Origin of the sequence: Paraburkholderia sp. BL9I2N2 (genome assembly GCF_004339745.1) — a bacterium.
Taxonomy (GTDB): domain Bacteria; phylum Pseudomonadota; class Gammaproteobacteria; order Burkholderiales; family Burkholderiaceae; genus Paraburkholderia.
Genome location: NZ_SMGP01000001.1, coordinates 1,413,542 through 1,438,194, shown reverse-complemented (window position 1 = coordinate 1,438,194; position 24,653 = coordinate 1,413,542). Strand labels below are relative to the sequence as shown.

The window sequence follows — 24,653 nt, the reverse complement described above, 5'->3', positions numbered from 1 at the left end:
CGAAACAGCAACGATCTTTCCCGGCAAGAAGTGATGCGCGGTAGTGGTAACCCCTATTACACTACGATCACTGACTCCAGACACGGACGTCTACGGCGCTAAACCAAAACATCAAGACTGCCTCCATGAAACCCTTAATCAACCTGCTAATCGCCGCATCTGCTCTGGCCGTTCCGGTTCTGTCCTTCGCCCAGCAATCTTCGCCGCCTGTCACACGTGCTCAGGTGCGTGCAGAACTCGGTCAACTCGAGGCCGCCGGTTTTAAGGGCGCCTCCACCGGTCCTTACTACCCCGCGAACCTTCAGGCTGCGGAGGCTCAGGTCGCCCGGCAGAAAGTCGCTGTGCAAGCAACATCCAGCAACTATGGTCCGTCGACCAGCGGCTCATCGCAATCTGGCCAGCCGGGAGTTTCGGCGGACGCGCAATAGTCGGACTACGGACATTTAAGGCCACGGCCGTTGCACTCCAAGCAACGGCCGGTTTTCGATCACCGCTCTATCGCATATACACTGAGCCGGTTGTCGACTGAAGAGACGCCAGGCACGCTCCTGGCGATCTCTCCAGCGCGATCCACCTGATCACTCTTCGGCACAGAACCAGACAACGTTATCGCGCCAGCTTTCGCGTAGACGAACAACTGTGTCATGTCGATCCCCTTTGCCTTCGCCATTGCAGTTCGCACATTTTTGGCGAGCTTGCGATTAGCGGCCCTGATCGATTTTGCGCTCGATGCGCTGCCCGCAGCCGCCGACGCGACCGCTGCACCGTTGTTACCGTCCTGCGCAAATGCCGCCAACGGTGCAATGGCAGTTGACAACGCGGCCACCAATCCAAATCGTACGATTGCTCTCATTTCGCTTTTCACTTTGTTGGAGATGTTTGAGACCTGCCTGGATTCATCCAGCAACTCGCGAGTCAAATGGTGGTACTGTCCGTTAGGGAGGCACTGCCACAGCAGCGCTTTCCCGATCCAGATCGCCATTCGTCAAGCGCACGGTCAGAAGTCTTTCGCCTTAGAACGAATGCCGTACACCGATCTGCACACCGGTCTGACTGCTGTCGGCGGACGCCGTCCGGTAAGCTGCAGACGTGCCGTTGTACGAGTCGAAGTTAAGCGCTGAGTGACGCGAATACCCGACCACGACGTACAAGTCGGTGCGCTTCGATAGCAGGTAATCGCCGATGGCCATAATCTGCTGCGGGCTGGCCGGCCTCGTCACCTCGCCATTCGCTCCGGTTGCCGTCTGAATGCGGTCGTAGTAGTACGCAAGGGTCAGTATCTTGTCGACCGCGAACAGGTAGCGCGCAGCCACCCAGAAGTAATCGTCGCGTGCGGCGTAGCCGGCGAGCGGATCGTTCTTTCCGTACCGGTATCCCCCCATGAACTTGAGCGCGGCGGTCGAATAGGTAATACCGATAGCCGCCTTTTCGAACCGCGCATAGTTACTGCCAATCCCTTCAGAACGATGAAGGTTGTCATATCCCAAGCTTACGGAGAGTGTGCCGTTATCGTATGCGGCCGCACCGCCGTAACCCGAACCATTCGAGAACTGCCCTGCAAGATTGCTAAAGGAGTAGTGCCCCGTCAGCGTCACTGGTCCGAAAGAGTTTTTGTATTTGACAACATTGCTCTCCCAAAGATTGGAGCCCACTTCCGCAACGACCGGCTCGTAAGTTCCCGAGAGATCCGTCGGCGACGACGGGTAAAGCGCATCCACGAGCGATGTATATTGCCGACCAAAGCGAAGCGTGCCAGCCTTCGGCGATGTCAGACCCACCCACGCGCTACGGCCAAAAAATTCCTGCATCAGAGCGCCGTTTGGAACCAGAAACCCGCTTTCCACCTGGAATTCCGCCTTCAGACCGCCACCAAGGTCCTCATTGCCAGTCAGACCCCAGCGTGAGCCACCCGAGCGAGCCCCATCGGCCATTGACCAGCGATCACCACTCGTCCCCGACTGGCCGGGATCGGCTGGCCAATGGTTGGTGAACTCGATTGCGGTGTCGAGAATGCCGTAGAGCGTTACACTCGATTCGGCATGCACACAAACCGCAAACGTCCCGGCCACCAGGCCGGTGAACATCTGCCTCTTCATCAAAAGTCCCCTCCGTTTAGAATTGCCATTTCGAAACTCTTTCCATCCCCGTGTATTTCGTTTTTTTAGCGGGAACTCTCTCCGTTGCGCGGAAGCTGTAGTCAACTTTTTTATTTAGTATCACTGCCGATTTAGAAATCTATTTTCCTCAAAGGAAAATTTGATCAGTTACGCTCCTGCTTGGTGACTTGGGCACACCATCGCCACATTCTTCAATTTCGGGCGTAAGAATTCCCCCCAACATTGCAAGATGCCGGTATCTAAGGGTTTCAGATTCTTTTGTCGCCGATGGTTCAAGCCAGAACCGAAGCGTCAATCGTGAGGAGGCTTCAGAACTTTGTTGCCTCCGTGTTTGCGTTTCGCATTGCTGCAAACTATCGGGGTTGCGGTGATCGCTGTCTAACGATTAAAAATAACTACGCGATCTCGATAGCTAATCACCCGGGTTCAGAATTCGGAGAAAGAGCCGATACGATCTATCGGTCCTATGGTTGGAGAAGCATCTGACCGGCGATCCCGGCTGAGATCTCACGAAAGTTCGCGACCGCCGGATTGTCCGTGTTGGAGTTCCATGCGACGATCAGCTCATAAGGCGTGAGCAGTTCGTCAAGAGGGATGTAGACGACGTCGGGTTGCTGGACCCGCGCAACCCACTGAGGCACCAGCGTAACGCCAAGGCCCGCGCTAACGAGCGCGAGCAGAGTGTGGAGCTGTTCGGCCTCCTGGACGATTCGAGGCGCAAACCCGGCCGAAGCGCAGCACGCAACGATGATTTCCAGAATCCGGCTGTTCATTCTGCGGGGAAACAGAACAAACGGCTCGTTCGCTAGTTCGACGATTGAAAGCGTCGGCCGTGCGGCGAGCGGATGACCCTGCGGGATGGCCGCCACCAAAGGGCCCGTGGCAAGTTCTGCAGACTTGAGAGCATGGCCTGGCGACGGCGAGGGCATGATCCCTATATCGATGGCTGACGTCCGAATCGCCTCGATCTGCGCGCTTCGATCGAGCGGATGCAGCGTCAATTCGACCTGCGGCCACCGCTGGCGAAAGTCTCGGAGTATCGGCGGCAGTATGGACCACAGTACGTTATCAACGAAGCCGATCGCCAGCCGCCCGACCGTACCATCGGCCGACTCACGGGCACGGCGCATCGCTTCATCGGCCCGACGCAGCAGATCGCGTGCTTCAGGTAAAAATATCTCGCCGGGAACCGTGAGCCTGACGTTGTGGCGTGAACGCTCCAGCAGCGAAAATCCGAGCTCTTCTTCAAGAAGTTTCACCTGATGGCTCACCGCTGACTGCACGACGTGCATACGCTGTGCGGCCCGGCCGAAATGCAGCTCTTCGGCAACCGCCGTGAAATACCGAAGTCTACGCAGGTCCATGATGAGAGAGCGACATAAGGTTGCGAAAGTCCCATCGAAGGTCCGCGCTTTCAGGCGCTTTCCCCACGAGATGAACCGTGGCCAATAGACGGCGGCTCGCCGGGCAATTGACGGAAGCCGTGCTTCCGTAGAGCGGCCAAGCGGGATTAGCGAGCCGCGTCGAGCACGAGCTTGCCGCGCGCATGACCGGTCAGGTTCTTTTGCAAGGCATCGGCGGCACGCGACAGCGGAAAGACCGTCTCGACGTCGACCATGATTTCGCCGGAGTCAAAGTGTGCTGCGATCGCAGCCAACTGCTTGCCGTCGGAGCGGGTGGCGAAATGCTTCCCTACCACACCTCTTGACCTGGCACGCTCGGCGTCTGGCGGGCTGACCGGCGACACCAGGATGCCGCCAGCTTTTAACAACGACCAGGAACGATCCTGCGTTTCGCCGCCAACCAGATCCAGAACGATGTCCACGGCCGACACGCTCTCTTCGAAGCTCTCGCTCCGGTAGTCGACGACCTGCATCGCACCCAGCTGTCTGACGTACTCGAGATTGCCGGACGACGCTGTTGCGATTACCTCCGCGCCGGCGATTCTGGCCAACTGCACCGCCATGCTGCCTACTCCGCCCGCGGCGCCGTGAATCAGCACGCGCTGACCCGGCTTGACACCGGCGTGCTCGTGCAACGCCTGCCATGCCGTCAACGCGGCCGCTGGCACCCCTGCAGCTTCAAGCAGCGAGAGCTTTTTCGGCACTGAAGCCAGGCGGTCAGCGGAGGCAACCACTTTGGTGGCATAGCCGCCGACGATACCGATGAAACCGAAGACTTCGTCTCCCACAGCGAAGTCCTTGACCCCGGCGCCCAGCGCAGAAATCTTTCCCGACACTTCGACGCCCGGTGTATAAGGCAGTGGCAGCGGCAGGAAGGCTTTCATCCTGCCCTCCAGAATTTTCCAATCGACCGGGTTGACGCCGCTCGCCGCGACGTCGATCAACACTTCGCCCTCGCCCGGGACGGGGTCAGGGATATCTTCCAGCGTCAAACGATCGGGCCCGCCATAGGCGTAGGCACGTATAGCTTTCATAGGTAACTCCTGATTAAACGACCGTACATGTACAGCCGCGGTGACGTATCAGATGACCGAGAGCAGGCCGCCATCAACAAGCAACGCAATGCCGGTCACATAGCTCGACATGTCCGAACCGAGCCACGCAACGGCGTCGCCAATTTCTGACGGCTTCCCGAGACGGCGCAGCGGAGTGCGTTGCCGAAAGCCTTCCGAAGCTGCGGCAATGCCGGGATTGGTGCGCAGCAAATGCGTGTCGATCGTGCCGGGGCAAACCGCGTTGACGCGGATACCGTCAGGCCCGAGTGCATCTGCGAGAGCCTTCGCCATCAGCACGACGCCACCCTTGCTGGTGGAGTAAGCGACCGTCATTCCGGCGCCCGCGATACCGCCCATGCTCGCCATCAACACGATGCTGCCTGGCTTGCCGCGCGCCTTCATCTGACGCGCCGCCGCTTGCGCACCGAAAAGCACGCCGTCGAGATTGACCGCCATTAGCCTCCGGTAGTCGCTCTCGGCGACCTCGGGACCGTCCTCGCGCAGCGTGATGCCGGCGTTGCAAACCATCACGTCGACTCCGCCGAACTCAGCCGACGCATCGACCAGCGCGTCCACTTCCGCGTGCTGCGTCACGTCAGTGCGCTGAAACCGCGTGCGCACACCCAGTTCTTCAATCTCGGCGGTGGTCGGTCTGCCGCCCTCGTGCGGAGTTTCAGTGACGTCTGAGACGATCACTGCCTTCGCTCCATGCCGCGCCGCACTAATCGCAATGGCCCGGCCAATTCCGCTAGCCGCACCGGTGACCAGCACGACCTTGTCCTTAAGAATATTGCTCAATTTGGCATCCTTATAAATGCGCTAACTTGGCTGTATGTACCGAACCGACGGTCTAGCGGTGCGTAGCGGGTGTCACGACGACGCTGCGTAGGCATAGCCGGTTCTTCACGCTTTCGCCTCGCCTGCAGGGAAAGCACCGAGTTGCTGCATCACCGAGAAAAGGTTGGCGACACCCCAGTGCTCCGCAATCTTGCCGTTGCGCACGCGCATCGCGTCGACTGTTTCAAAATGGATCTTTCGACCGGTGGGCGGCACGCCGAGGAACGTGCCTTCGTGTGTGCCGTGATACGTCTTGTAGGTTGTCACCAGATCGCCGTCGGCAACCTGCCAATGGATATTCGCGTGGAAGTCGGGGAACGCGGCACGCAGCGCGTGGTAGAGACCGCGTGCGCCGTCCTTATCTGGCGTGCAGTTCGGCTGTGGCGTGTGGTCGACGAAATCGTCCGCAAACAGTTCTTCGAATACGTCGAAGTTACCGCCGCCTTGTACCTCTTCGGTATTGCGGCGAACTACAGCCTTTGCTTCTTCGCTTGGGTTGCTACGGGTCATGTGATGCTCCAGAACAGTTGAAATGCGAGTGTTTTTCAGTCCACCACTCCAGGGGCCGGTCACGGCAACTCGAGGCCATAGATGGTCATCTTTCCGTCGACCACCAGCATCTGGGCGATAATGCGTGGCTCACTCAAAGACTTGCCAGGAAAAGCGTTAGCCGAACAGCTTCGCCGCCGTCTTCGCCACCAGTTCGCCTTGGTGGCGTGCGCCGGCCAGATCGATTTCACTCGGCTGACGCGACCCGTCGCCGGAAGCGACGGTGGTTGCGCCATAAGGCGCGCCGCCGACGATCTCGCTCATGTTCATCTGCCCCTGATGGCTATAAGGCAGGCCAACGATAACCATGCCGAGATGCATCAGGTTCGTGATGATCGAAAAAAGCGTGGTTTCCTGCCCGCCGTGCTGGGTGGCAGTCGACGCGAAGGCGCCACCAACCTTGCCGTTAAGTGCCCCACGCATCCACAAACCACCGGTCTGATCGAGGAACGCGGCCATCTGGGACGACATGCGACCATAACGGGTGCCGGTACCCACAACGATCGCGTCGTAGTTCTCGAGGTCGGCGACGGTTGCGATCGGAGCGGCCTGGTCGAGCTTGAAATGCGCGCCTTTGGCGACCTCCTCAGGCACCGTTTCCGGTACGCGCTTGACGTCGACCTCCGCGCCCGCGCTGCGGGCGCCTTGCGCGACGGCCTCAGCCATCTGCTCGATATGTCCGTACGACGAATAGTAGAGAACCAGTACCTTGGCCATCGCAATCTCCTTTGGGTGATGAAGCGGACCGTCATGGCGCCGCAGGGGTGCTACAGATGTATTACCGCGACGACCCAGGGCCGCCCCGAGCGTCGTTACTGTGCGGTACCCGCCACCGGCAGTTCGCGACGGTTATCAAAGCTGAATGCGCCTGCACCATAAGCCGCGACCTGAATCAAACCGCCGGCCATCGCGACGTTCTTGAGAAAGTGGAACATCTGGTTCTGGTCGCCAAGCGCGTGGTGGAAGATGAATGCGGTAATGATCGAATACATTGCCAGCAGCACGGCAACGAGTCTCGTCCGATAGCCGACGATCAGCAGAACGCTGCCAACCAGCTCAAGCGCCATCGAGCCGAGATAGCCGAGTAGCGGCACTGGCAATCCCAGCGAGCCGATGTAGCCGATGGTCGCTCCCGGCGCTGCGAGTTTGCTAAGGCCGCTCACGAGAAAGATGGCAGCGATGAGGATGCGCCCAATCAGCGGAAGAGTCGGGTAAGAATTTGCGGAGGTTGAGTTCATAACGAGTGCCTTAAGTTTAAGAAAAAGAGAGGAATGCCAAGGGGACTGCTTGGGTGACTACCGGATGCGGCCGCGAAATCGAAGCTGTTCGCCAATTCGTGCGATCTGAGCTTCTCCCGCCTGCAGCGCGGCCTCTGATGTGTGCACCGAGTAGTAGCCGAGCACCAGCTCATGCGGGTGTTTTACCGCGGACGCGAGAATGAATTCGGAGTCGGTGTCCGCGATGAAGTCGAGAGCGTCTTCGGACTCGGTGAAGACCGCGAGCTCGCTACGCAGACGCTCACCGGCGACGCAAAGCGCGCCCCGATGCACATGGGTCCAGGCCACGGTATGTCCTGCGGGCGGCACATAACGCCATTGCTCGCCTGCCCTGAGCCGCACATGCAGATAGTTGATTCCATCAGGAGACAACACCGGGCTGTGCGTGCCCCTGTAGCTGCCGAGAATGACGCGCGCAGGACCGACACGCGGGATGGCCTGCGCGGGAAGATATTGGGTTTGCGGTTCCCCATTCTCGACTTCGCGCCGCAACGCCACCCACATCTGGTAACCATGAAAGCGCTCGAGGTCCGCGGGACTGGCGTCGTGCCAGATGCCGTTGCCCGCGTTCATCCATTCAACGCTGCCCGCGGACAACACGCCCGACGCGCCCGTTGTGTCTTCGTAACTCAGATTGCCAGACAGCAGGACCGTGATCGTCGCGATACCCGAATGCGGATGCATTGGAAACAGTGCGTCGCTCGACGGCGTGAAATCGAAGTAGTCCAGGAACACGAACGGCTTGATCAGTTCGCCCAGTTCGGCGGGACTGACGATGCGCGTGACCGGCCCGTGGCGGCGCCCCTGAGTACGCGCCACAATGGCGCGCGGAGGACTAGCCGGCCGGACAACGGGATTGTCCGCTTCCAGTAGATCAGACACATTCGCCATGACAATTTCCTTTTGAGGATGACATGACCGAAGGTTAGATGCTGACCTACCCCAGCGGAAGCCTATATATTTTAATGGAACCCATCGTGTTGACTTATGGGTTCCCTGCGACGGACATCTCCGCACGGCGGTTTGCAGATGCGATCGACCATGCAATGTTCAGGCATCAGGTGAACTTTCCGAGTTCGATGTACCGGGCCGTATTGGGTGGTTTGTCAATGGGCGGCTTCATGAGAGGAAGCGCCTGAGATGGTGAACGCGCTGCTTGTCGAGTTCCTGGACGGAATACAACCGTGACAAAGAGGCGTCACCCGGCCGCGACCATCAGTCTTCGTTTGAGGTTTGCTTTAGTCGACCGAGGAACCAACGGCCTGCAGGGCCCGGCGGTGTATCTCTGCGATAGATCGCATACATGGCGATCGGCGGCGTTCGGGGTTGAAAGTTTTCGATTCGCAGCGGTACCAGATCGCCTGAAGCCAGATCGGGATGCACCATCGCCGTAGGCATGTGCCCCCATCCGAGGCCCGCTCGTAAAAACGCATGCTTTGCGCCCAGATCCGATAACCGCCAGATCTGCGGAGAGAAGACCCCGAACGACTTCCCATCGGTCAGCGGCGTGCGATCCGTCAGTACAAGCTGCACATGCTCTTCCAACTCGCGCGATCGGATCACTCTCTTAAGCGATGCCAGCGGATGTTTCGGAGCGGCAACGGTGACCATCGGCACATCGAGCAGCTTCTCGGCATCAACCGTTTCGGGCACGGCCGGCATGGAACCACTAATGCCGAGCCTGCACGTGCGTTCCAGCACTCGCTGCACTACCGCACCCAAAGCCTCGACATATAACCGCAATGGAGTGTGAGGAAACGCGTCGCGGAATTCTCCAACCGCCACCGTGAGTGAGTCCATCGGATACATGACGTCCACCACGACGGAAAGCTCCGGTTCAAGTCCTTCTGCGATTGCTCGTGCCGTCGACTTGAAACCATCCATGCCGCCGACGACGAGCCGCGCCTGTGACAGCAATACGGCACCTTGCTCCGTGAGTCGCGGATAGCGACCGCTGCGGTCGAACAACGACACATTGATCTGGCTTTCCAGATTGGCGAGCGTCTGGCTCACCACGGACTGTGTCCTGCGAAGCTTGCGTCCTGCCGCAGAGAAGCTTCCTTCGTCCGCGGCAGCGATGAAAGTACGCAGCTGATCCATGGATACGCCGTCGAGCATTTATCGACTTCCCGAATGGTGTCTGTCGAGAAATATAGCCTTCCGAGCGTCGTGTCAAGTGCTTAAGGCCAAACCAGCTTGCCTCCGTCTCGGTTGAAAATAGCAAACTGCAGCGCTTGCACCGTCCAGCCTCGATAGCGTGCAGCCCGTGGCAAGAGCAAGCACTCTTCAGTATCGGCTCGTGGGCTCGCCATCGAGCCATGGATAGCGCTCCGTGTCGGCCCCCGCGTAGTCAGGATCAAGATAGACGAAGCAGCGCTGGATCCTGAAGTCGCGAATTTCCAATACGTCACACCATCGCCCGGTATGTGTGGTCCCTGCACGCCACCCCGCGCCATTCTTCAGCTTCCCAGACGACGTGGCTTCGACCACCACCCGATCGCCTTGCTGAACAAAATTCGCATAGGCCATGTCGTGCGAGATCTCAGCGAGAATCCCGCTCAGGTCTTCGAGAAACTGGGCAATCTCTCCACGACCATGAGCGACGCCCCATTTCGGAAAATAGAATTCGGCCTTCTCATCAAATAGTTCAAGAACGTCGCCCCCACGATCCACGCGTCTGAAGAACTCTATCGCGATAGCTTTGCGCTGCTCGTCTGTCATTGGTTGAATTTGCATGGCAGTCTCCGGGAATGGTTGCACGTCCAAGTTCCTTGCACGTGGCTTCGACAAACTATCGGAGAGGTCGCGATCACTGTCTAATGATAAAAATTGGGCGCTTGATCTGCGTTGGTGATCGTCGCTCGAAGACCAGACTTTCGCCGCGAGACTCGGGCAGGCGCTCACTGGCAACGACGCAATACTGAATGTGAGGGTTGCTCTGCAAAAAAGCCCGGCAGCCAACCCGGAGTGGGGGGTCGTGATCTCACTTCGAGATCACGATGTCAGTATTCATCGTTGGACGCGGATGCAGCGCCCAACCATACTTCCACGGGCAACCCATAGGAGCAAGTCATGAAATATGCCACCCTGGCGGCGCCAGGCCGAGAAATGCCCACAACGGATGCGCTGACGTTGATGCACGTCCCCGCAAAGTTCGACGTAACCCAATGGCCCCGAGAAGTCGAAGCATTTCTCCACAAGACGACCAATCCGCATCATCGGGCCATGTTAAAGAACTACTTGCGCCATTTGCTGCTGGAAGTGGCGGGATACTGGGATCAAATCATCGTTCCTGAACTCACCGTCGAGGAACCGATGTATCGCGTTGGCGACCGGCGCCAGATGCACGTCCTGACGGGCAAGGTGGCCGTCGAAGGTTTCTATCGCGAAGCCGCTGAAACACGCCAGAACGTGATGGGCGCACGAACCATGAACATGGGTGTCGACGACTACGGCGTCACGACGGAAGCCGTATGGACTCACGTCGTGCCCGGCGTGTGCCTGAAGGACCACGGCATCGACGCCGACCCCGCGGCGCACTACCTGATGACGCATCACCTCTTCCAGATCTTCACGTACACGAACGAGCCGAAGCCGAAGCTCATCGCGGAGCGTATCTACGACGACCCGGAGAGCTACACCTACGAGAAGCTCGCACCCTCCGAGGTCGTGACGCCGGAGATCGCCCGGGAACTCCTCGCCCCATTTCTCGCTCGAGCCACGCTGGACTGAGTGCATTCGAGTCCGGGTTCCGGGAGTGACGACGATCTTTAGAACGACGTCACTCGTCGTGGCCACTAGAGCGCCGGCCGAGTATCCGGCTCTGCGCCCGTCGCAATACCAATCGAATCGATATGGAAGACGAGACCATCCGCATTCCGAACGATGCGGACTATGGCCTCTGCGGGAATCTCTACTCGCGACATCAGAAATGTAGCTCCGGCATTGCCCTGGGCACAGGCAACGCCGAAGCATCGCAGACACGGCTCTTTAGAAGCCGACGCTGTGGCGTCCCTTGAGATTCAACATGGCGCGAGCCTCATCAGGCGTCGCCACTTGAAGCGACAGGGCTTCAATGATGGTGCGAACGCGCCTTACCTGCGTAGCGTTGCTACTTGCGAGCTTGCCGGGGCCATCCCAAAGAGAATCCTCGAGTCCGACGCGCACGTTTCCGCCGACAGAGGCAGAAATCGCCGCGAGCGGCATCTGGCTACGCCCGGCCCCGAGCACAGACCAGACATAATCTTTCCCGAACAATCGGTCAGCCGTACGGCGCATATGCATGAGATCCTCGACATGTGCGCCAATGCCACCGCGTAGACCAAATACGGACTGAATGAGAAGGGGTGGCTTAACGAGCGCCCTGTCGAGAAAGTGCGCGGCCGTATAAAGATGGCCAATGTCGTAGCACTCAATCTCGAACCGGGTTTCGTTCTCGCTACACGATTGCAGGATGTAGGCGATATCCTTGAATGTATTCTTGAAGATGCGATCGTCGCTTCCTTCCAGATATGGGCGCTCCCAGTCATATTTAAGCTTGTCTTTGAAGCGCCCGAGCATTTCGTACAACCCGAAGTTCATTGAACCCATGTTGAGAGACGCCAATTCGGGCCGCAATTCAAGTGCCGGTTGCAGCCGCTCCTCGACCGTCATCGTAGGCGCCCCGCCGGTGGTGATATTGATGACCGCATCCGAGGCTTCCTTAATGGCGGGCACGAACCGGCGAAACAACTCCGGCGCCTGCGTTGGACGGCCATCGAGGGGATCGCGCGCGTGTAAGTGGACGATCGCCGCTCCAGCCTGGGCTGCTTCAATGGCGCTCTGCGCGATCTCGTCCGGCGTAACAGGCAGATAAGGCGACATCGACGGAGTATGGATCGCTCCGGTTATGGCGCAGGTGATAATGACCTTGCTCATGCGCGCACTCCGTCTTCAGTGTTCTTGAAGAAGTAGCCCGGCACGTCGGGCCCCCATAGATAGAGTGAATCATCAGGCGGATGATTGCCGCCGGCCCATTGGCCGCCAGGGGCGATAAAGTCGATATCGGCCGAATACTCCCAGAATGAACCCCACGGGTCGCGCACGTAGTGAAAGTAGTTGGAGCCGAGCACGTGCCGGCCCACGCCCCAACCGTCGCGGTATCCAGCGCGCTGCATCTGCATTTGGCCGAGGCCAACGTGGTTGACGTCGGGAACGTCCCATGCGCTGTGATGCCAACCCTTTGCCGCCCCCTGAACAAACGCGATCATATGGTGGTCGCTGCCGTGAGGCGCGTGCATGAAAGCCACGATACCTTCCGAGCCATCGGACAGACGCACCCCAACCGAACGCTCATAGAAACTGACCGCGCGACGAATGTCCGGGGTGAACATCACGACGTGCGCAAGCCGTAACGGCTGAACCGGCTCTGCGTTCTCGCGGGCGACCGCGCCGCGTAGCCGAGGCAGCGCGGGTTCAGCGTCACGAGGCGGCTTGAAATTTGGCGACGTCTTGGGCCCTGCCTTGAGCTGTAACAGATTGCCGTCCGGGTCTTCAAACCAGAACCCTTCATGTTTGGCGGACTCAATTCGAGGTGTCGCTTCTTGTCCACCCGCTTCGATGATCTGTGCGCGGATCTTCGAGAAGTCATCGGCGAAGCAGTTCAGAGACAAATAGGCCAATCGCTTACGCGTACCGGCAAAAATCCGCGCCCACACGTGGGCACTGCCGGCAGTACGGAGCAGCAACTGACCTTCTTCCTCCTGCACGCGAAATCCAAAGGCCGTGAGGAATTCTCTCGCCTCGTCGAGTCGAGGAACTTCGAGCGCGAAGTGATCGACCGAGTGTATGCCGGCTGTTCCTACGCTTACAGTTGAAGCGGTCATGTCATTCTCTCCCGGCAACAGTTGAAGCCGTAGCGCTATGCGACCTCGTGGCAGACATGCTTTGCGGCTCCCGGCCGAGTATCTGCGCGAATACCCGCCGCAAGGTTCCTAAAGGGTCGGCGACGAGATCATTGGCCCGATACGCGACAAACCGGTCCGGCCGAACCACCACGCAACCGCCGTCCTCGATTTCCCGGAGTTCTCCCCAGCGCCCGTAAGCGTCGATGGTCGATGAGCCGTGAGCGATGACCCACCCATTCACGGAAATGCCGAATTCGTTGCCGACCTGTCGGAGTGCTTCGACCCAGGGTTGCCCGCCCATGCCCGTCAAGAGCGCAAAGGAGCCTTGCCCGACGAGGTCAAGCGTAGAGACGCGCCTGCCATCGTGTTGAATCCACGCGTGGGGTGTATACGCGCCGGGTGTAGTGGTCGCGTGATAATACAGTTCCGCGTCCCGGCTCGGCTCGGGAAAGCGGGCGCCGTCTCGCACGACCGCGGCGGAGGTGTACCGCTGACCCAATTCGACGCCATGGCAGTTGAATTGGTAGTTTTGCAGATCGATCGCCGAGGCCAACTGCTTCCTGCGCGTGCGGCCCACGGACGTATCGGAGAAAAGCTCGTCCAGTGACGCCCACCCTTCGTCGGCTCCTTGCCCATCGCGGAAGCCCAAAGCCTGTGAAATGGGCAACATATCCGTCATCGACCTGATCGCCCGGTTCACCACTTGCTCGGCCACGGGTTGTCGCTCATCGGAGTATGTCTGCAGCAGCGAAGGAGCCGCTTGTCCCTTGACGATCAAGGCAAGCTTCCAAGCGAGATTGAATGCGTCCTGCACCGATGTATTCGATCCGAGCCCATTGGCGGGCGGATGGCGGTGCGCCGCATCGCCCGCTATTGCGACACGTCCCTTCACCATCTGGCGCGCGACCATGCGGTTAAGCGTCCACTTCGATACCGCCTTCACTCGCACCGGAATATCCGGGTCGCCAATCGTCGCGCGAGCCCTCTGGATGATCGCGTCCTCACTGAGATCCGGCTCTCCGTCGGCGGGGTTATACATCGACACCATCACCCATTCGTTCCATGGGCGCACGCAGATCCATACCCCGCTTCCCACCCAATAGTCACAGCCGGGCTGATACATCCAGTACAGCACCCCAGGCCTGTGTGCACAGTATTGACTGAGATCGACCTCAAGCCAGCAATTCAATGCGTAACCGAGCCCCATCTCTCCTTCGAGTTCGAAGCCGATATCTTTGACTACCAGGCTTTGTGCGCCGTCAGCGCCTACCGCGAATTCTGAAATGACCTCTATTCCCTCCCCCGTTAGCCGATCAACCACGCGGGAAAACACAGCCTCCTCGGTCTGACGTATCGACACGAGTTCGGTATTGAAGAGAACCTTCGCACCGAATTCGCGTGCGGCCGTCAATATTGCCGGTTCCAGCAAATGCTGCGGCGCGTTGCACATCTCGGACGGACTGGCCATCTCATAGTCAGCCTTTCGCTGTTCTCCCGTCCCCCAGGTTTGAAGGCGGCCGAGTTCAGTTCCGGTGAAACTCGTTGCCCAAACGTTGTTGGTCATCAACTTGTTCGACGTGGCAAGCGCGCGCACGCGATCTTCGATGCCAAGGTCGCGAAACACTTCGACTGTACGCTGATTTGTTATATGTGCGCGCGGCGAATGTGCGGTGCCAGGGTAGCGGGTAATAGCGAGTACCTCCACGCCATATTTCGCCAGCAGCGCGGCGGTTGTCAGTCCTGCGGGGCCCGCGCCAACAACAAATACGGGGACGCGAATTTGTCTCATAGTTCCTCCGATCTCTTATGCCGTGCTGTCAGTCCGCCGGCTTTTCGTCTTGCACAGTATTCTTCAGTACACCGAGCCCTTCGATTTCAACCTCGCAGACGTCGCCGTCGCGCATAATCAGTTTCGGCTCTCTTGCCCAACCAACACCGGCCGGCGTGCCAGTGACGATGACATCGCCCGGCGCGAGCGTGATGGCCTCGCTGATGATCGCGATGAGTGTCGCCACGTCGAATACCAGGTCGCTCGTGTTGGCCGCCTGCACGACCTTCCCATTTAGCCGGGTCTCCAGTTTGAGTCCCGCGCCGCCTGCGGGCAACTCATCGGCGGTCACGAACGTGGGCCCGAAAGCACCCGTGCCGTCAAAATTCTTTCCGACAGTCCACTGCGGCGCCTTGAACTGGTACTCGCGAACTGAACCGTCGTTGAAGACCGAATATCCCGCAACATATTCCAAAGCCCGCTTCTTGGGAATATGACGACCACCGGCTCCAAGAATCACCGCCATCTCGCCTTCATAGTCCAGCGAATCGGATACGAGCGGACGGATCATGGGTGCCAGATGTCCGATCAAACTGCTATCAAAGCGGGGAAACAACGTTGGGTAGCTCTGCGGCTCGAAATGGCTTTCTTTAGTGTGGTCCGCATAGTTCAGGCCAACGCAAACGATCTTACCCGGACGAGAAAGAGGCGGCAGCCACCTCACGGTGTCAGCAGAATACTCCGTGCCTTTGACGATTCCGGCCTTCGCATATGCCGTCAGGTTCGTTCCCGACGCCAGCAGCTCCTCAAGCGTTGCATGGCCCAAAGAGGTGATCGTCGATCCCTGCAAGACGCCCAGCAGACGTTGGTGCCCATCGGGCGAAAAGTGTACGTATCTCATTACGGCTCCACGGTGGCTCAAGAGTTCGTTCGTTGCCGTGCAACGTTCGATACAAATTTAATAAATATATATATTTTCGTCTTTGCATGTTAACCCTGATACTGGATATAATTTCCCAATACCTATAGTGGTTCAGCCGGGAGGATTCTGTGGACGATATGTTTGACATGCCGGGCTCTACTGGCCGAACCATGGCATCTGTGCTGGCAGAAACGATTCTCCAGGACATCGTGACCGGCGTGCTGGCGCCTGGCTCGAAGCTGAAGATCCGTGAACTGGCGGACCGTTACCAGGCTGGCGCGATTCCGCTGCGTGAAGCAGTTTCACGACTGGCAATGAGCGGATTCGTTGAAGCCGAGGACCAGCGCGGATTTCGCGTAACGAAAATTTCTCGCGCGGACCTGGAAGACATTACGGCAGTGCGGCAGCGTATCGAATGCGACGCCCTTCGTGACGCAATCGAGAGTGGAAACCTCGAATGGGAAGGTGCGTTGCTAGCGGCCTATCACCAGGTGAACAGCCTACCGCCCATTATCGGAGATCCAGAACGCGTCAACCCGGCATGGGATCTCGCGCACGACAAGTTTCACTCCACCCTGCTGGAAGGATGCAGATCAAAGTGGCTCAAGCGTTTTGCCGCGACCCTGCGCATCCAGACGACCCGCTACCGGCATCAGTCGATCCAGGCCCCTCATGCGGCTTCACGCAATTTCGCGCAAGAGCACGAGGACATCGTAAAAGCTGTGCTCGCGCGTGACGCCGACCGGGCGTGCGAACTGCTGCGTCAGCACTTCGCCGCCACCACTGAGCTGGTGCTCGAGGACATTGCTAGCGGCAACGCCGCGAAGAGCGAAGGCACAGCGCGAGGTCGGGCGCGCGCGCGGTCTACAGCGTGATGCTGTGAAATAGAACGCGTCGTCCGTGTGAGCCGCTCGCTCGGCTTTGCTTGAACAGCGCTGCCTGACCCAACTCATCCTGACCGAATGAAACGCATGACATTCGCGCTATCAAGGAGCCGGGTAGCAAGCCCGTTCATGACCATTCGTGAATTGCAGGTGGATTCACCGGCAACGTGTCGCGCCGGCGCTTAAGCCGCTAACCGCTGCGCGCCAATCCGCTTGCAACCAGACTCTCTGCGCATCGCCTCCACCGTTCAAATGTCCCCAACGACAAAGGCATGGCAAGCACCGCGCCCGCGGTGCCGGTAAGGCGTCTTCTCGTTCCACTCTCCTCCTGATTTGCAGATGTCGCCGTCGCTATGCCGGCGACATGCAGCTGCATTGCGCTTCAGCGCGCTGCCGACGTACGTCGCTCCTGGCGCGCCGCAGCGTTCGCGCCGGACGTGAACAACACACGCTTCCATTTGACGCGATTCCTATCATCTCGATAGTTTTTATATTATTGTATATTTTTCTGTTTTATATATATTTGTCTCACGCGAGCCGCCGTGCGGGCTTCGACGGAGTAGGCAACGAAAAACAAGGAGGAAGACAATGCAAAACGCAGAGCGATGGGCATCCCGCGCGAGCGCGGCTCCCGCATCAACACACCGGCTGGCCAGCCATTCAATTGAAGCCTTTGACGCGATATTCGACGTCATTGTCGTCGGAGCCGGCGGAGGCGGATTTCCCACCGCCCTCTTTTCCCGCTGGCTCGGCAATTCGGTTGCGCTCGTCGAGAAGGACAGAACCGTGGGCGGAACCGCGAAAAAAGCCGCTTTCTGGTACTGGGTGCCAAACAACCGGCCGATGCGCGAAGCGGGCATCGAAGATCGCAAGGAGGACTGCCTGTGTTACATGGCGCGCCTCGCCCGCCCCGAACACTATGATCCGGAAGATGCCAATCTCGGACTCGATGCATGGGAATATGAAGCCTTCAGCGCAATCTATGACAGCGCATCATCTGCTGCTGAGTTGCTCCACGCGCGCGGCGCTCTCGAGTACCGGCATTTGCCCGGTGTCACAGACTACTGGGCCGAGCTTCCCGAGAACACCGCGCCGCAAGGCCGCGTGCTGATACCAGCGGGCGCGTGCGAGTCGATGTCCGACGGCGGCAAGGTGGCAATTCAATCCATGCACGCCGCCGCCCAGCGCGACGGCGTCGACGTTCGCACCGGTCTGCGTGTGCAGCGCGTGATTCTCAACGAGGCCGAAGAAGTAGTCGGTATCGAAGCCACGGATGTCGAAGGCAACGACGTCCGCCTCGGCGCGCGGAAGGCGGTCATCTTCGCGACCGGCGGGTTCACGCACAACAACGACCTGCGGAAAAATTTCCTGCATGCGCCGCTATTCGGTGGCTGTGCCGCGCGCTCGAATGAAGGCGATTTCATTCACATCGCGAGCCCCCTGCGCGCACAGTTGCGCAACATGAACTATGCCTGGATGTGCCCGGTGTCGCTCGATCGCCTGGTCGCTGGCCGCGATGATTTTACGGGCACGTTTTCCGTTGGCGGCGATTCGATGCTGTGGGTGAATAAACAAGGAAAGCGGGTGGTCAACGAGAAACTCGCCTACAACGAACTGGCGCAAAAGTTCTTCGAGTGGGACGCGCAGCTTGCTGAATATCCGAACCTGGTTCTCGTCGCCATCTGGGATCAGCGCAGCCAGGACCATAGCGCAAGCACGGAGTACGGCTGCCTGATCCGGCCCGACGCGGCTCAAGAGGGACATCTGATCAGTGGCAATACATTGGAGGAACTCGCCGATGCGCTCGCCCGGCGGCTCGAGACCTTCGAACGTCTCACCGGCCATCTATGCCTTGCCGACGATTTTCTCGTGAATCTGCGGGACACCATTCAGCGCTTCAACCGATTCGCCCGCGAAGGGGTGGACACCGATTTTCGCCGCGGTGACCGCCTTGTAGAAAAGATGTTCAACGGCGCTGTCCAAAACGAGTCTGCCTCACCAAACCCGACGATGTTCCCGCTCGCGGACAGTGGGCCCTACTACGCGGCGTTGGTAACCGGCGGCACGCTGGACACGAAAGGCGGTCCTTTGACCAACAGTGACGGCCAGGTTCTCAACGATAGCGGCATGCCAATACCTGGCCTGTACGGCGTGGGGAACTGCGTGGCGTCCGCATCTGCGCGCGCCTATTGGGCGGGTGGCGGAACACTTGGTCCGATCCTCGCGTTTGCCTATCGCGCCGCGAATACCGCCCATCTCGAACCGAATAAAGCGCTCCTGACGGAAGCGACCCAAGCCTAGCCTTGGAGCCGGCACGGTCCCGGCGCGCCTTCTATCTGCTTTTCAGTACACGTCGAGGCCAGCATGGTCACACGTCGGTCTCGACGCGCCCCTTAACCATGGAGACAAGATGCAGATTCAATCGATGAACGACGAGCAACGCAAAGCGATTGCCCTTGAGTACTTCAAGCGAATGGACCGCGGCGACAATGTTCTCGATCTATTCGACGAACACGCGGAGGTTTATTTCCCGAAGTGGGGCATTGCGCGTGGACGAGAGCAGATCGCTACCCTCTTTGGCGACCTCATGGGCATCATTGCCGAAATCGCGCACGACGTCACCTACGCCAACGTTGTACAGCAGGGCGATACGGTCGTCGTCGAAGCGGCCTCACGCGGCAAGCTGAAGAACGGCGTTTCGTGGCGAGCCGGCACTTCGCATGCGGGCCGTTGGTGCGATGTATTTGAAATCCGCGACTTCAGGATTCAGCGCTGCTTTATCTACCTCGATCCCGATTACGCGGGCGCTGACACAGAGCGCTATCCATGGCTTAGACATGCTCCGGATGACCGGTACTGAGCCAATCCATTCCATGCAAGGCATGCAGCGCAACAAAGCGGAGATTTGACGATGGCGAGATTCGAGGGAAAAACGGTGGTCATAACGGGTTCGGCGCGCGGTCAGGGCGCCGCGGAAGCGCAGCGCTTCTTCGACGAAGGTGCCAATGTCGTATTGAACGACCTGTTGTCCGCGGAAGGTGAGGCGCTCGCCGCGAAGATGGGCAAACGAGCCATCTATGTCACGCACGACGTGACGCGCGAAGACTCCTGGCGAGCGCTCTTCAAGGAAGTCGAGCGCGCATTCGGCCGATGCGACGTGCTGGTGAACAACGCGGGTATCTATGTACCCGCCGCAATCGCCGAAACGACGCCAGAGTTAGCGGAGAAGACATTCCGCGTCAATCAGTTAGGAACACTGCTTGGGATGAAGCATGCCATCGAGCCGATGAAAAGAAGCGGCGGCGGTTCCATCGTGAACATCTCGTCGAGCGCCGGGCTGCGCGGCTTTGCCAATGCGATTGCCTACGGCGCTACCAAGTGGGCGGTGCGAGGAATGACCAAGGTCGCGGCTGCGGAACTGGCGCCTCATGGCATTCGCGTGAACTCGGTCCACCCCGGGTTTATCGCTACGGAAATGCTCAAGGCCAACAGCGACGAGACGAATCGTTTCGGCGCAGACGCGGCGCCGTTAAAGCGGCATGGCACCGCCGAGGAGGTGGCGGCTATCGTTTGCTTCCTGGCTAGCGATGAAAGCGCCTTCATGACAGGGGCCGAGGTGGCAGTCGACGGAGGCTGGGCGATCTGATTGATCCGCTGAAACAGGAAAGCCAGCGCGCATCGAATGGATGCGCGCTGGCTTTGCCTTTGCGTAGCAGTCTAAATCATTCCCACTCGATCCTAAATCGGTCCGTTGAAGCCAATACCAGCGGGCGGTCAGGGCGATCCATGCGAACATAATACCGTAAAGCGTACCGTTGTACGCCTTCCTCTTGCGGCTTACAGTATGGAAGCCGCATATGCGCCGAAAAATTCTCTCGGCGCGGCCATGTGTCCAAGATGGTCTGTCGGCGTCCACGCATCGACCAATAAACCATGTGTCGAGCCAAACTGCACCAACGAGACGCCCTCCGCTATCGTGAATGACGGTATCGCGAACGGCATAATGCCCCAAGACGTCGATACCGTCACCTGATACCGTCAAAGTAGTGAATCGGCCTTAGTACTACAGCCGTAGATTTTTTTACTATACTCAAATAATTAAGGATTACTATACGTTAAGGCTATGCATTCGACTGCAAAAGCGTGGGAGCGTGAACTGGAGGTACTGCACCAGCGGCTCGGGGAACTGTTCAGGCGTCCGGAGCCCCGACAGCGGTCGCTCGCATACCTGAAGGGCCTGCTGGGTACAGTCGAGCGCAAGAACGGCTGGCAACTCGCCGAATGGATCGGCGAAGCGACACCCGATGGCGTACAGCACCTGCTGGAGCGGGCGCAATGGGACGCGGATGCCGCTCGCGATGTGCTGCGTAGCTATGTAGTGGAAGAACTGGGCGAGCGTGACGCGGTGCTGATTGTGGACGAGACCGGCTTCCTCAAGAAGGGACAGCACTCGGCCGGTGTTCAACGCCAGTACAGTGGCACGGCAGGTCGTATCGAGAACAGCCAGATCGGCGTGTTCCTCTGCTATGCCGGTCGTGGCGGCAGTGCGTTCATCGACCGCGAACTGTATGTACCCAAGGTGTGGACCGATGACCGGGTGCGCTGCGAGGCAGCGGGCATTCCCGGGTCGGTGGAATTCGCAACGAAGCCACAGCTTGCGCGTCGTATGCTTGAGCGGGCGCTGGACGCAGGGGTGCCGTGCGGCTGGGTCACGGGGGATGAAGTCTACGGCGGTGACCGTCACCTGCGGCTGTGGCTCGAGTCGCGCGGCCAGTCTTTCGTGCTGGCCGTTGCGAAGAACGAACCCCTATGGTGGAAAGGTCCAGAGTACGTACGGGCAGACCGGATCGCCGAGGCCCTGCCGGCAAGGGCATGGCGCCGCCTGTCAGCGGGTGCCGGCGCCAAGGGCGAGCGCCTGTATGACTGGGCGCTGACTCCTCTGTGGCGCTTGCAGATCACCGAAGAGGAGCGCCGCTTCGGGCATTACCTGCTGGTGCGACGCAGCCTGGACGAGGAACGCGAACATGCGTATTACGTCGTATACGCGCCGCGCAGCAAGGCCACACGGCAAACCCTGGTGAACGTGGCGGGCCGCAGGTGGGAAATCGAGACCGGCTTCGAGGCGACCAAAGGCGAATGCGGACTCGATCAGTATGAGGTGCGCCGATGGCAAGGCTGGTATCGCCACATCACGCTGGCTCTGCTGGCCCATGCGGTACTCGTCACCCTGCGGGTGCACGGCAAAAAAAACACCTGAAGGTTTGGTGCCGCTCAGCGTGCAGGAGATCCGCCGGCTGCTCTGTCGCATCCTGTGGCGCGGCGCCCACTCTATCGCGTACGTGTTGTCCTGGTCGGCATGGCGGCGCCGACACCAGTACCGCGCCCAGCAGTGCCACTACCGAAGACGAGGATGTGTGCCTCCAGTTTACCCAGATCTACGGCTGTAGTATTAGGCGATGTTTCAAAAAGAGCTACGGCTACTGTTAACTCAAACGCAAAGCTGTTAACCTCGACCGTTGTGACGAGCGGAGCGAGGAGATGGCCAGGCAAATCATCGACGACGAATTGTGGGCATTGATCGAACCACTTCTACCGCCAGCAAGGCCGAGACGCTTCCGGTATCCGGGGCGCAAGCCCGTGGCCAATCGGGCCGCGCTGACCGGGATACTGTTCGTGCTCAGAAGCGGCATTCGCTGGAGCGAACTGCCCGCCGAAATGGGCTGCGGATCGGGTATCAGTTGCTGGCGGCGCTTGCGCGACTGGCAACAGGCCGGCGTCTGGGATCGGCTCCACGAGATCCTGCTCGCAAAGTTGCGTGCCGCCGACCGGATCGACTTTTCTCGCGTCGTCATCGATTCCACTTCTGTTCGAGCGGTTGGGGCGGGCGAAAAACTGGACCGAACCCCACCGATCGTGCGCGACCCGGTTCCAAACATCACGTTGCCACCGACGCCAACGGTACGCCGCTCGCGGTCATCCTGACTGGCGCGAATCGCAACGACGTCACGCAACTGCTTCCACTGGTCGATGCGATCCCGCCGGTTCGTGGCTTGCGCGGTCGACCACTTCGCAAGCCGGCCCGAATCTATGCGAATCGCGCTTATGACCACGACAAGTATCGCCGGCCCTTGCACGCTGCCGGCATCCCCACATCGATCGCCCGGCGTGGCGAACCCCATGGCAGCGGTCTCGGTAAAGTCCGCTGGGTCGTCGAGCGAACCAATGCGTGGCTGCACGGATTTCGCCGCCTTCGCACTCGATATGAGCGTCGTGCCGACATCCATGAAGGGCTCCTTAAACTCGCATGTTGCCTGATCTGCTGGCGAACGCTTCAGCGCTCGGACGACTCTTTTTGAAACATTCTCTTAGATACTATGAGGGCAGTAGAAGCGAAGCCTGAGGAGTAAAACGGAATATGCAAACCGTTTTCTTCATGGGAGCACGCAAATGGACACGCCCGGCATGACCCGTAGTGGGCAGGATGTAAAGGTGGTCGGCTCGTTGTATGTCGCTTTCGAGTTGGGCGACAGGAGCTGGAAGCTTTGTCTTGGCGATGGCATTCGCTCGCCGAGCCGGTGTACGGTGGCTGCCGGCGATACCGCGGCAGTCCTGAAGGCGATTGCGAGAGCGAAGGTGCGTTGCCGCCTGCCCGACGACGCTCCGGTTCGCAGCTGCTACGAAGCCGGACGTGATGGTTTCTGGCTGCACCGCTGGGCGAGCGCGCAGCGGATCTCCAACCTGGTAGTGGACCCTGCCAGCATCGAGGTAAGCCGGCGGGCACGCCGCGCGAAGACCGACCGGCTCGACGCCGACCGACTGCTCTCGATGCTGATGCGCTACCACGCAGGCGAGCGGCGGCTATGGGCGATCGCACGTATCCCGAGCCCTGAGCAGGAAGATCAACGGCGTGTGCATCGGGAACTCGGCCGCCTTCGGCAGGAGCGCACGGCGCACAGCAACCGTGTCCGCTCGCTGCTGGTGCTGCACAACCTGCGCACTGAACACATCGGTGGGCGCACCTGGGGACGCTGGTGGGCGGAACACGCTGCGCAGCTCCTGCCGGACCTGCGTGCCGAGATTGACCGTGAGCTCGAGCGGCTCGCTCTTGTCGCCCGGCAGATCAGGACGCTTGAGACAATGCAGGCTCATCAGGTGCGCAACGGCGAGCAACCGGCCATTGCCGGGCTGGCACGGCTGGCGGGCATTGGCACCGGCAGTGCATGGACACTCGTGAAGGAACTGTTCGGATGGCGGCGGTTTGGTAATCGCCGCGAGCTCGCCGGCTGTCTGGGCCTGGCGCCAACGCCATATGCAAGCGGCACCAGTGAAGTCGAACAGGGCATCAGCAAGGCGGGCAACAAGCGGGTGCGATGGCTGATGGTGGAGCTTGCATGGAGCTGGCTGCGCTTCCAGCCGGCCAGCGAGCTGAGCAAATGGTTCAACCAGCGCTTCGGCGCTGCGGGCAAGCGTTCGCGACGCATCGGCATTGTCGCGCTTGCGCGCCGTCTTGCAATCGCAATATGGCGCTATCTCGAACATGGCGAATTTCCGGCAGGGGCAAAGCTCAAACCGGTGACAGCGGCGGAGCTGTAACCTGAGCAGCGACCCTCATTCAACGCAGGTCAGGCAGGTTTGCGCACCCGGACAGTAAGAGGGTTGCCCGGCGGGTAACCGTAGTTTTAGATGGGGTGCCTCGGTAACGGAGTGGTCCCAGCGCTCTGCGCATGCGGTATGTGGTGACCGGCCTGGTGCCGGCACGGATAGAAGTTACACCGGGCAGACCGCCCGGATATCAGACACTCCGGCCTCTAACTTCCTGCTGAACAGTCACAAAGGATTCCAAACAGAAATAGATATCACACCACCTCAAATGGAGGCCGCTGACTTGAGGAAAGCAAATCGCTAAAGGGCTTGACTTCCCATGCCCCATAGAAGTCTTACTGTGTCACATAATCG

Annotated in this window: 25 protein-coding genes; 10 read left to right on the top strand and 15 right to left on the bottom strand. The window is 59.4% G+C overall.

Features of this window, described 5'->3' with window-relative positions; all coding sequences use genetic code 11:
* The first annotated feature begins 125 nt into the window (after positions 1-125).
* Positions 126-428: a DUF4148 domain-containing protein gene (locus B0G74_RS06760; protein WP_132374081.1), complete on the top strand. Its 303-nt coding sequence runs from the start codon at positions 126-128 to the stop codon at positions 426-428.
* A 59-nt stretch (positions 429-487) separates the two neighbouring features.
* Here the strand turns inward: B0G74_RS06760 and B0G74_RS06755 are convergent, their stop codons facing one another.
* The 9 genes from B0G74_RS06755 to B0G74_RS06715 all read right to left on the bottom strand — a co-directional run bounded on the left by B0G74_RS06755 (position 488) and on the right by B0G74_RS06715 (position 8,129).
* Positions 488-982 carry a BON domain-containing protein gene (locus tag B0G74_RS06755; protein WP_243658132.1) on the bottom strand — a complete coding sequence of 165 codons (495 nt, stop codon included), beginning with the start codon at positions 980-982 and terminating at the stop codon, positions 488-490.
* Positions 983-1,013: 31 nt separating this feature from the next.
* Positions 1,014-2,084: a porin gene (locus B0G74_RS06750; protein WP_165923822.1), complete on the bottom strand. Its 1,071-nt coding sequence runs from the start codon at positions 2,082-2,084 to the stop codon at positions 1,014-1,016.
* A 497-nt stretch (positions 2,085-2,581) separates the two neighbouring features.
* Positions 2,582-3,481 (bottom strand): LysR family transcriptional regulator, encoded by a 900-nt coding sequence (locus tag B0G74_RS06745; RefSeq protein WP_132374079.1) that lies wholly within the window; start codon positions 3,479-3,481, stop codon positions 2,582-2,584.
* Between the two features lie 146 nt (positions 3,482-3,627).
* Positions 3,628-4,554 carry an NADP-dependent oxidoreductase gene (locus B0G74_RS06740; RefSeq protein ID WP_132374078.1) on the bottom strand — a complete coding sequence of 309 codons (927 nt, stop codon included), beginning with the start codon at positions 4,552-4,554 and terminating at the stop codon, positions 3,628-3,630.
* 48 nt (positions 4,555-4,602) lie between these two features.
* Positions 4,603-5,373 carry an SDR family oxidoreductase gene (locus tag B0G74_RS06735; protein WP_132374077.1) on the bottom strand — a complete coding sequence of 257 codons (771 nt, stop codon included), beginning with the start codon at positions 5,371-5,373 and terminating at the stop codon, positions 4,603-4,605.
* A gap of 105 nt (positions 5,374-5,478) precedes the next feature.
* Positions 5,479-5,922 carry an ester cyclase gene (locus tag B0G74_RS06730; protein WP_132374076.1) on the bottom strand — a complete coding sequence of 148 codons (444 nt, stop codon included), beginning with the start codon at positions 5,920-5,922 and terminating at the stop codon, positions 5,479-5,481.
* A 156-nt stretch (positions 5,923-6,078) separates the two neighbouring features.
* Positions 6,079-6,678 (bottom strand): NAD(P)H:quinone oxidoreductase, encoded by a 600-nt coding sequence (gene wrbA, locus B0G74_RS06725; protein WP_132374075.1) that lies wholly within the window; start codon positions 6,676-6,678, stop codon positions 6,079-6,081.
* Between the two features lie 95 nt (positions 6,679-6,773).
* Positions 6,774-7,199: a DoxX family protein gene (locus B0G74_RS06720; protein WP_132374074.1), complete on the bottom strand. Its 426-nt coding sequence runs from the start codon at positions 7,197-7,199 to the stop codon at positions 6,774-6,776.
* Positions 7,200-7,256: 57 nt separating this feature from the next.
* Complete coding sequence (locus tag B0G74_RS06715; protein WP_132374073.1) at positions 7,257-8,129, bottom strand: pirin family protein; 873 nt, start codon at positions 8,127-8,129, stop codon at positions 7,257-7,259.
* A gap of 38 nt (positions 8,130-8,167) precedes the next feature.
* On the opposite strand from B0G74_RS06715, the gene B0G74_RS06710 reads away from it, so the two are divergent.
* Complete coding sequence (locus B0G74_RS06710) at positions 8,168-8,377, top strand: hypothetical protein (RefSeq protein WP_132374072.1); 210 nt, start codon at positions 8,168-8,170, stop codon at positions 8,375-8,377.
* 76 nt (positions 8,378-8,453) lie between these two features.
* On the opposite strand, the gene B0G74_RS06705 is transcribed toward B0G74_RS06710, so the two are convergent.
* Together B0G74_RS06705 and B0G74_RS06700 are read right to left on the bottom strand one after the other, a co-directional pair.
* Complete coding sequence (locus tag B0G74_RS06705) at positions 8,454-9,356, bottom strand: LysR family transcriptional regulator (RefSeq protein ID WP_132374071.1); 903 nt, start codon at positions 9,354-9,356, stop codon at positions 8,454-8,456.
* Between the two features lie 168 nt (positions 9,357-9,524).
* Entirely contained in the window at positions 9,525-9,974 is a 450-nt protein-coding gene (locus B0G74_RS06700; protein ID WP_132374070.1) for a nuclear transport factor 2 family protein, read from the bottom strand.
* A gap of 336 nt (positions 9,975-10,310) precedes the next feature.
* Between B0G74_RS06700 and B0G74_RS06695 the strand changes: the two genes are divergently transcribed.
* On the top strand, positions 10,311-10,970 hold the full coding sequence (locus B0G74_RS06695; protein ID WP_132374069.1) for a hypothetical protein: 660 nt from the start codon (positions 10,311-10,313) through the stop codon (positions 10,968-10,970).
* A 258-nt stretch (positions 10,971-11,228) separates the two neighbouring features.
* On the opposite strand, the gene B0G74_RS06690 is transcribed toward B0G74_RS06695, so the two are convergent.
* The 4 genes from B0G74_RS06690 to B0G74_RS06675 are packed head-to-tail and all read right to left on the bottom strand — an operon-like array spanning position 11,229 to position 15,792.
* The gene (locus B0G74_RS06690; protein WP_132374068.1) at positions 11,229-12,155 is read right to left on the bottom strand and encodes a 3-keto-5-aminohexanoate cleavage protein; all 927 of its coding nucleotides are present in this window, start codon (positions 12,153-12,155) and stop codon (positions 11,229-11,231) included.
* Complete coding sequence (locus B0G74_RS06685) at positions 12,152-13,102, bottom strand: VOC family protein (protein WP_132376864.1); 951 nt, start codon at positions 13,100-13,102, stop codon at positions 12,152-12,154. The genes B0G74_RS06690 and B0G74_RS06685 overlap by 4 nt, the downstream gene beginning before the upstream one ends.
* A 1-nt stretch (position 13,103) precedes the next feature.
* Entirely contained in the window at positions 13,104-14,912 is a 1,809-nt protein-coding gene (locus B0G74_RS06680; protein ID WP_132374067.1) for an FAD-dependent monooxygenase, read from the bottom strand.
* A 28-nt stretch (positions 14,913-14,940) separates the two neighbouring features.
* Entirely contained in the window at positions 14,941-15,792 is an 852-nt protein-coding gene (locus B0G74_RS06675; RefSeq protein ID WP_132374066.1) for a fumarylacetoacetate hydrolase family protein, read from the bottom strand.
* A gap of 158 nt (positions 15,793-15,950) precedes the next feature.
* Here B0G74_RS06675 and B0G74_RS06670 point away from each other — a divergent pair, with 158 nt between their 5' ends.
* The 7 genes from B0G74_RS06670 (at position 15,951) to B0G74_RS06640 (ending at position 24,290) form a co-directional block, all read left to right on the top strand.
* Complete coding sequence (locus tag B0G74_RS06670; protein ID WP_132376863.1) at positions 15,951-16,688, top strand: GntR family transcriptional regulator; 738 nt, start codon at positions 15,951-15,953, stop codon at positions 16,686-16,688.
* A 597-nt stretch (positions 16,689-17,285) separates the two neighbouring features.
* Complete coding sequence (locus B0G74_RS06665; protein WP_132374065.1) at positions 17,286-18,998, top strand: FAD-dependent oxidoreductase; 1,713 nt, start codon at positions 17,286-17,288, stop codon at positions 18,996-18,998.
* Positions 18,999-19,107: 109 nt separating this feature from the next.
* Positions 19,108-19,557, top strand: a complete 450-nt coding sequence (locus B0G74_RS06660) for a nuclear transport factor 2 family protein (protein WP_132374064.1) — start codon at positions 19,108-19,110, stop codon at positions 19,555-19,557.
* A gap of 51 nt (positions 19,558-19,608) precedes the next feature.
* Positions 19,609-20,343, top strand: a complete 735-nt coding sequence (locus B0G74_RS06655) for a glucose 1-dehydrogenase (protein ID WP_132374063.1) — start codon at positions 19,609-19,611, stop codon at positions 20,341-20,343.
* A 477-nt stretch (positions 20,344-20,820) separates the two neighbouring features.
* A complete protein-coding gene (locus B0G74_RS06650; RefSeq protein WP_132374062.1) occupies positions 20,821-21,954 on the top strand; it encodes an IS701 family transposase in 1,134 nt (377 codons plus the stop codon).
* Positions 21,955-22,235: 281 nt separating this feature from the next.
* Positions 22,236-23,053, top strand: a protein-coding gene (locus B0G74_RS06645; RefSeq protein WP_243658131.1) for an IS5 family transposase whose coding sequence is annotated in 2 segments (ribosomal slippage) — positions 22,236-22,584 and positions 22,584-23,053 — 819 coding nt in all. Because the reading frame shifts where the segments join, the coding sequence is not laid out codon by codon here.
* 91 nt (positions 23,054-23,144) lie between these two features.
* Positions 23,145-24,290: an IS110 family transposase gene (locus tag B0G74_RS06640; RefSeq protein WP_132374014.1), complete on the top strand. Its 1,146-nt coding sequence runs from the start codon at positions 23,145-23,147 to the stop codon at positions 24,288-24,290.
* The last annotated feature ends 363 nt before the right edge of the window (positions 24,291-24,653 follow it).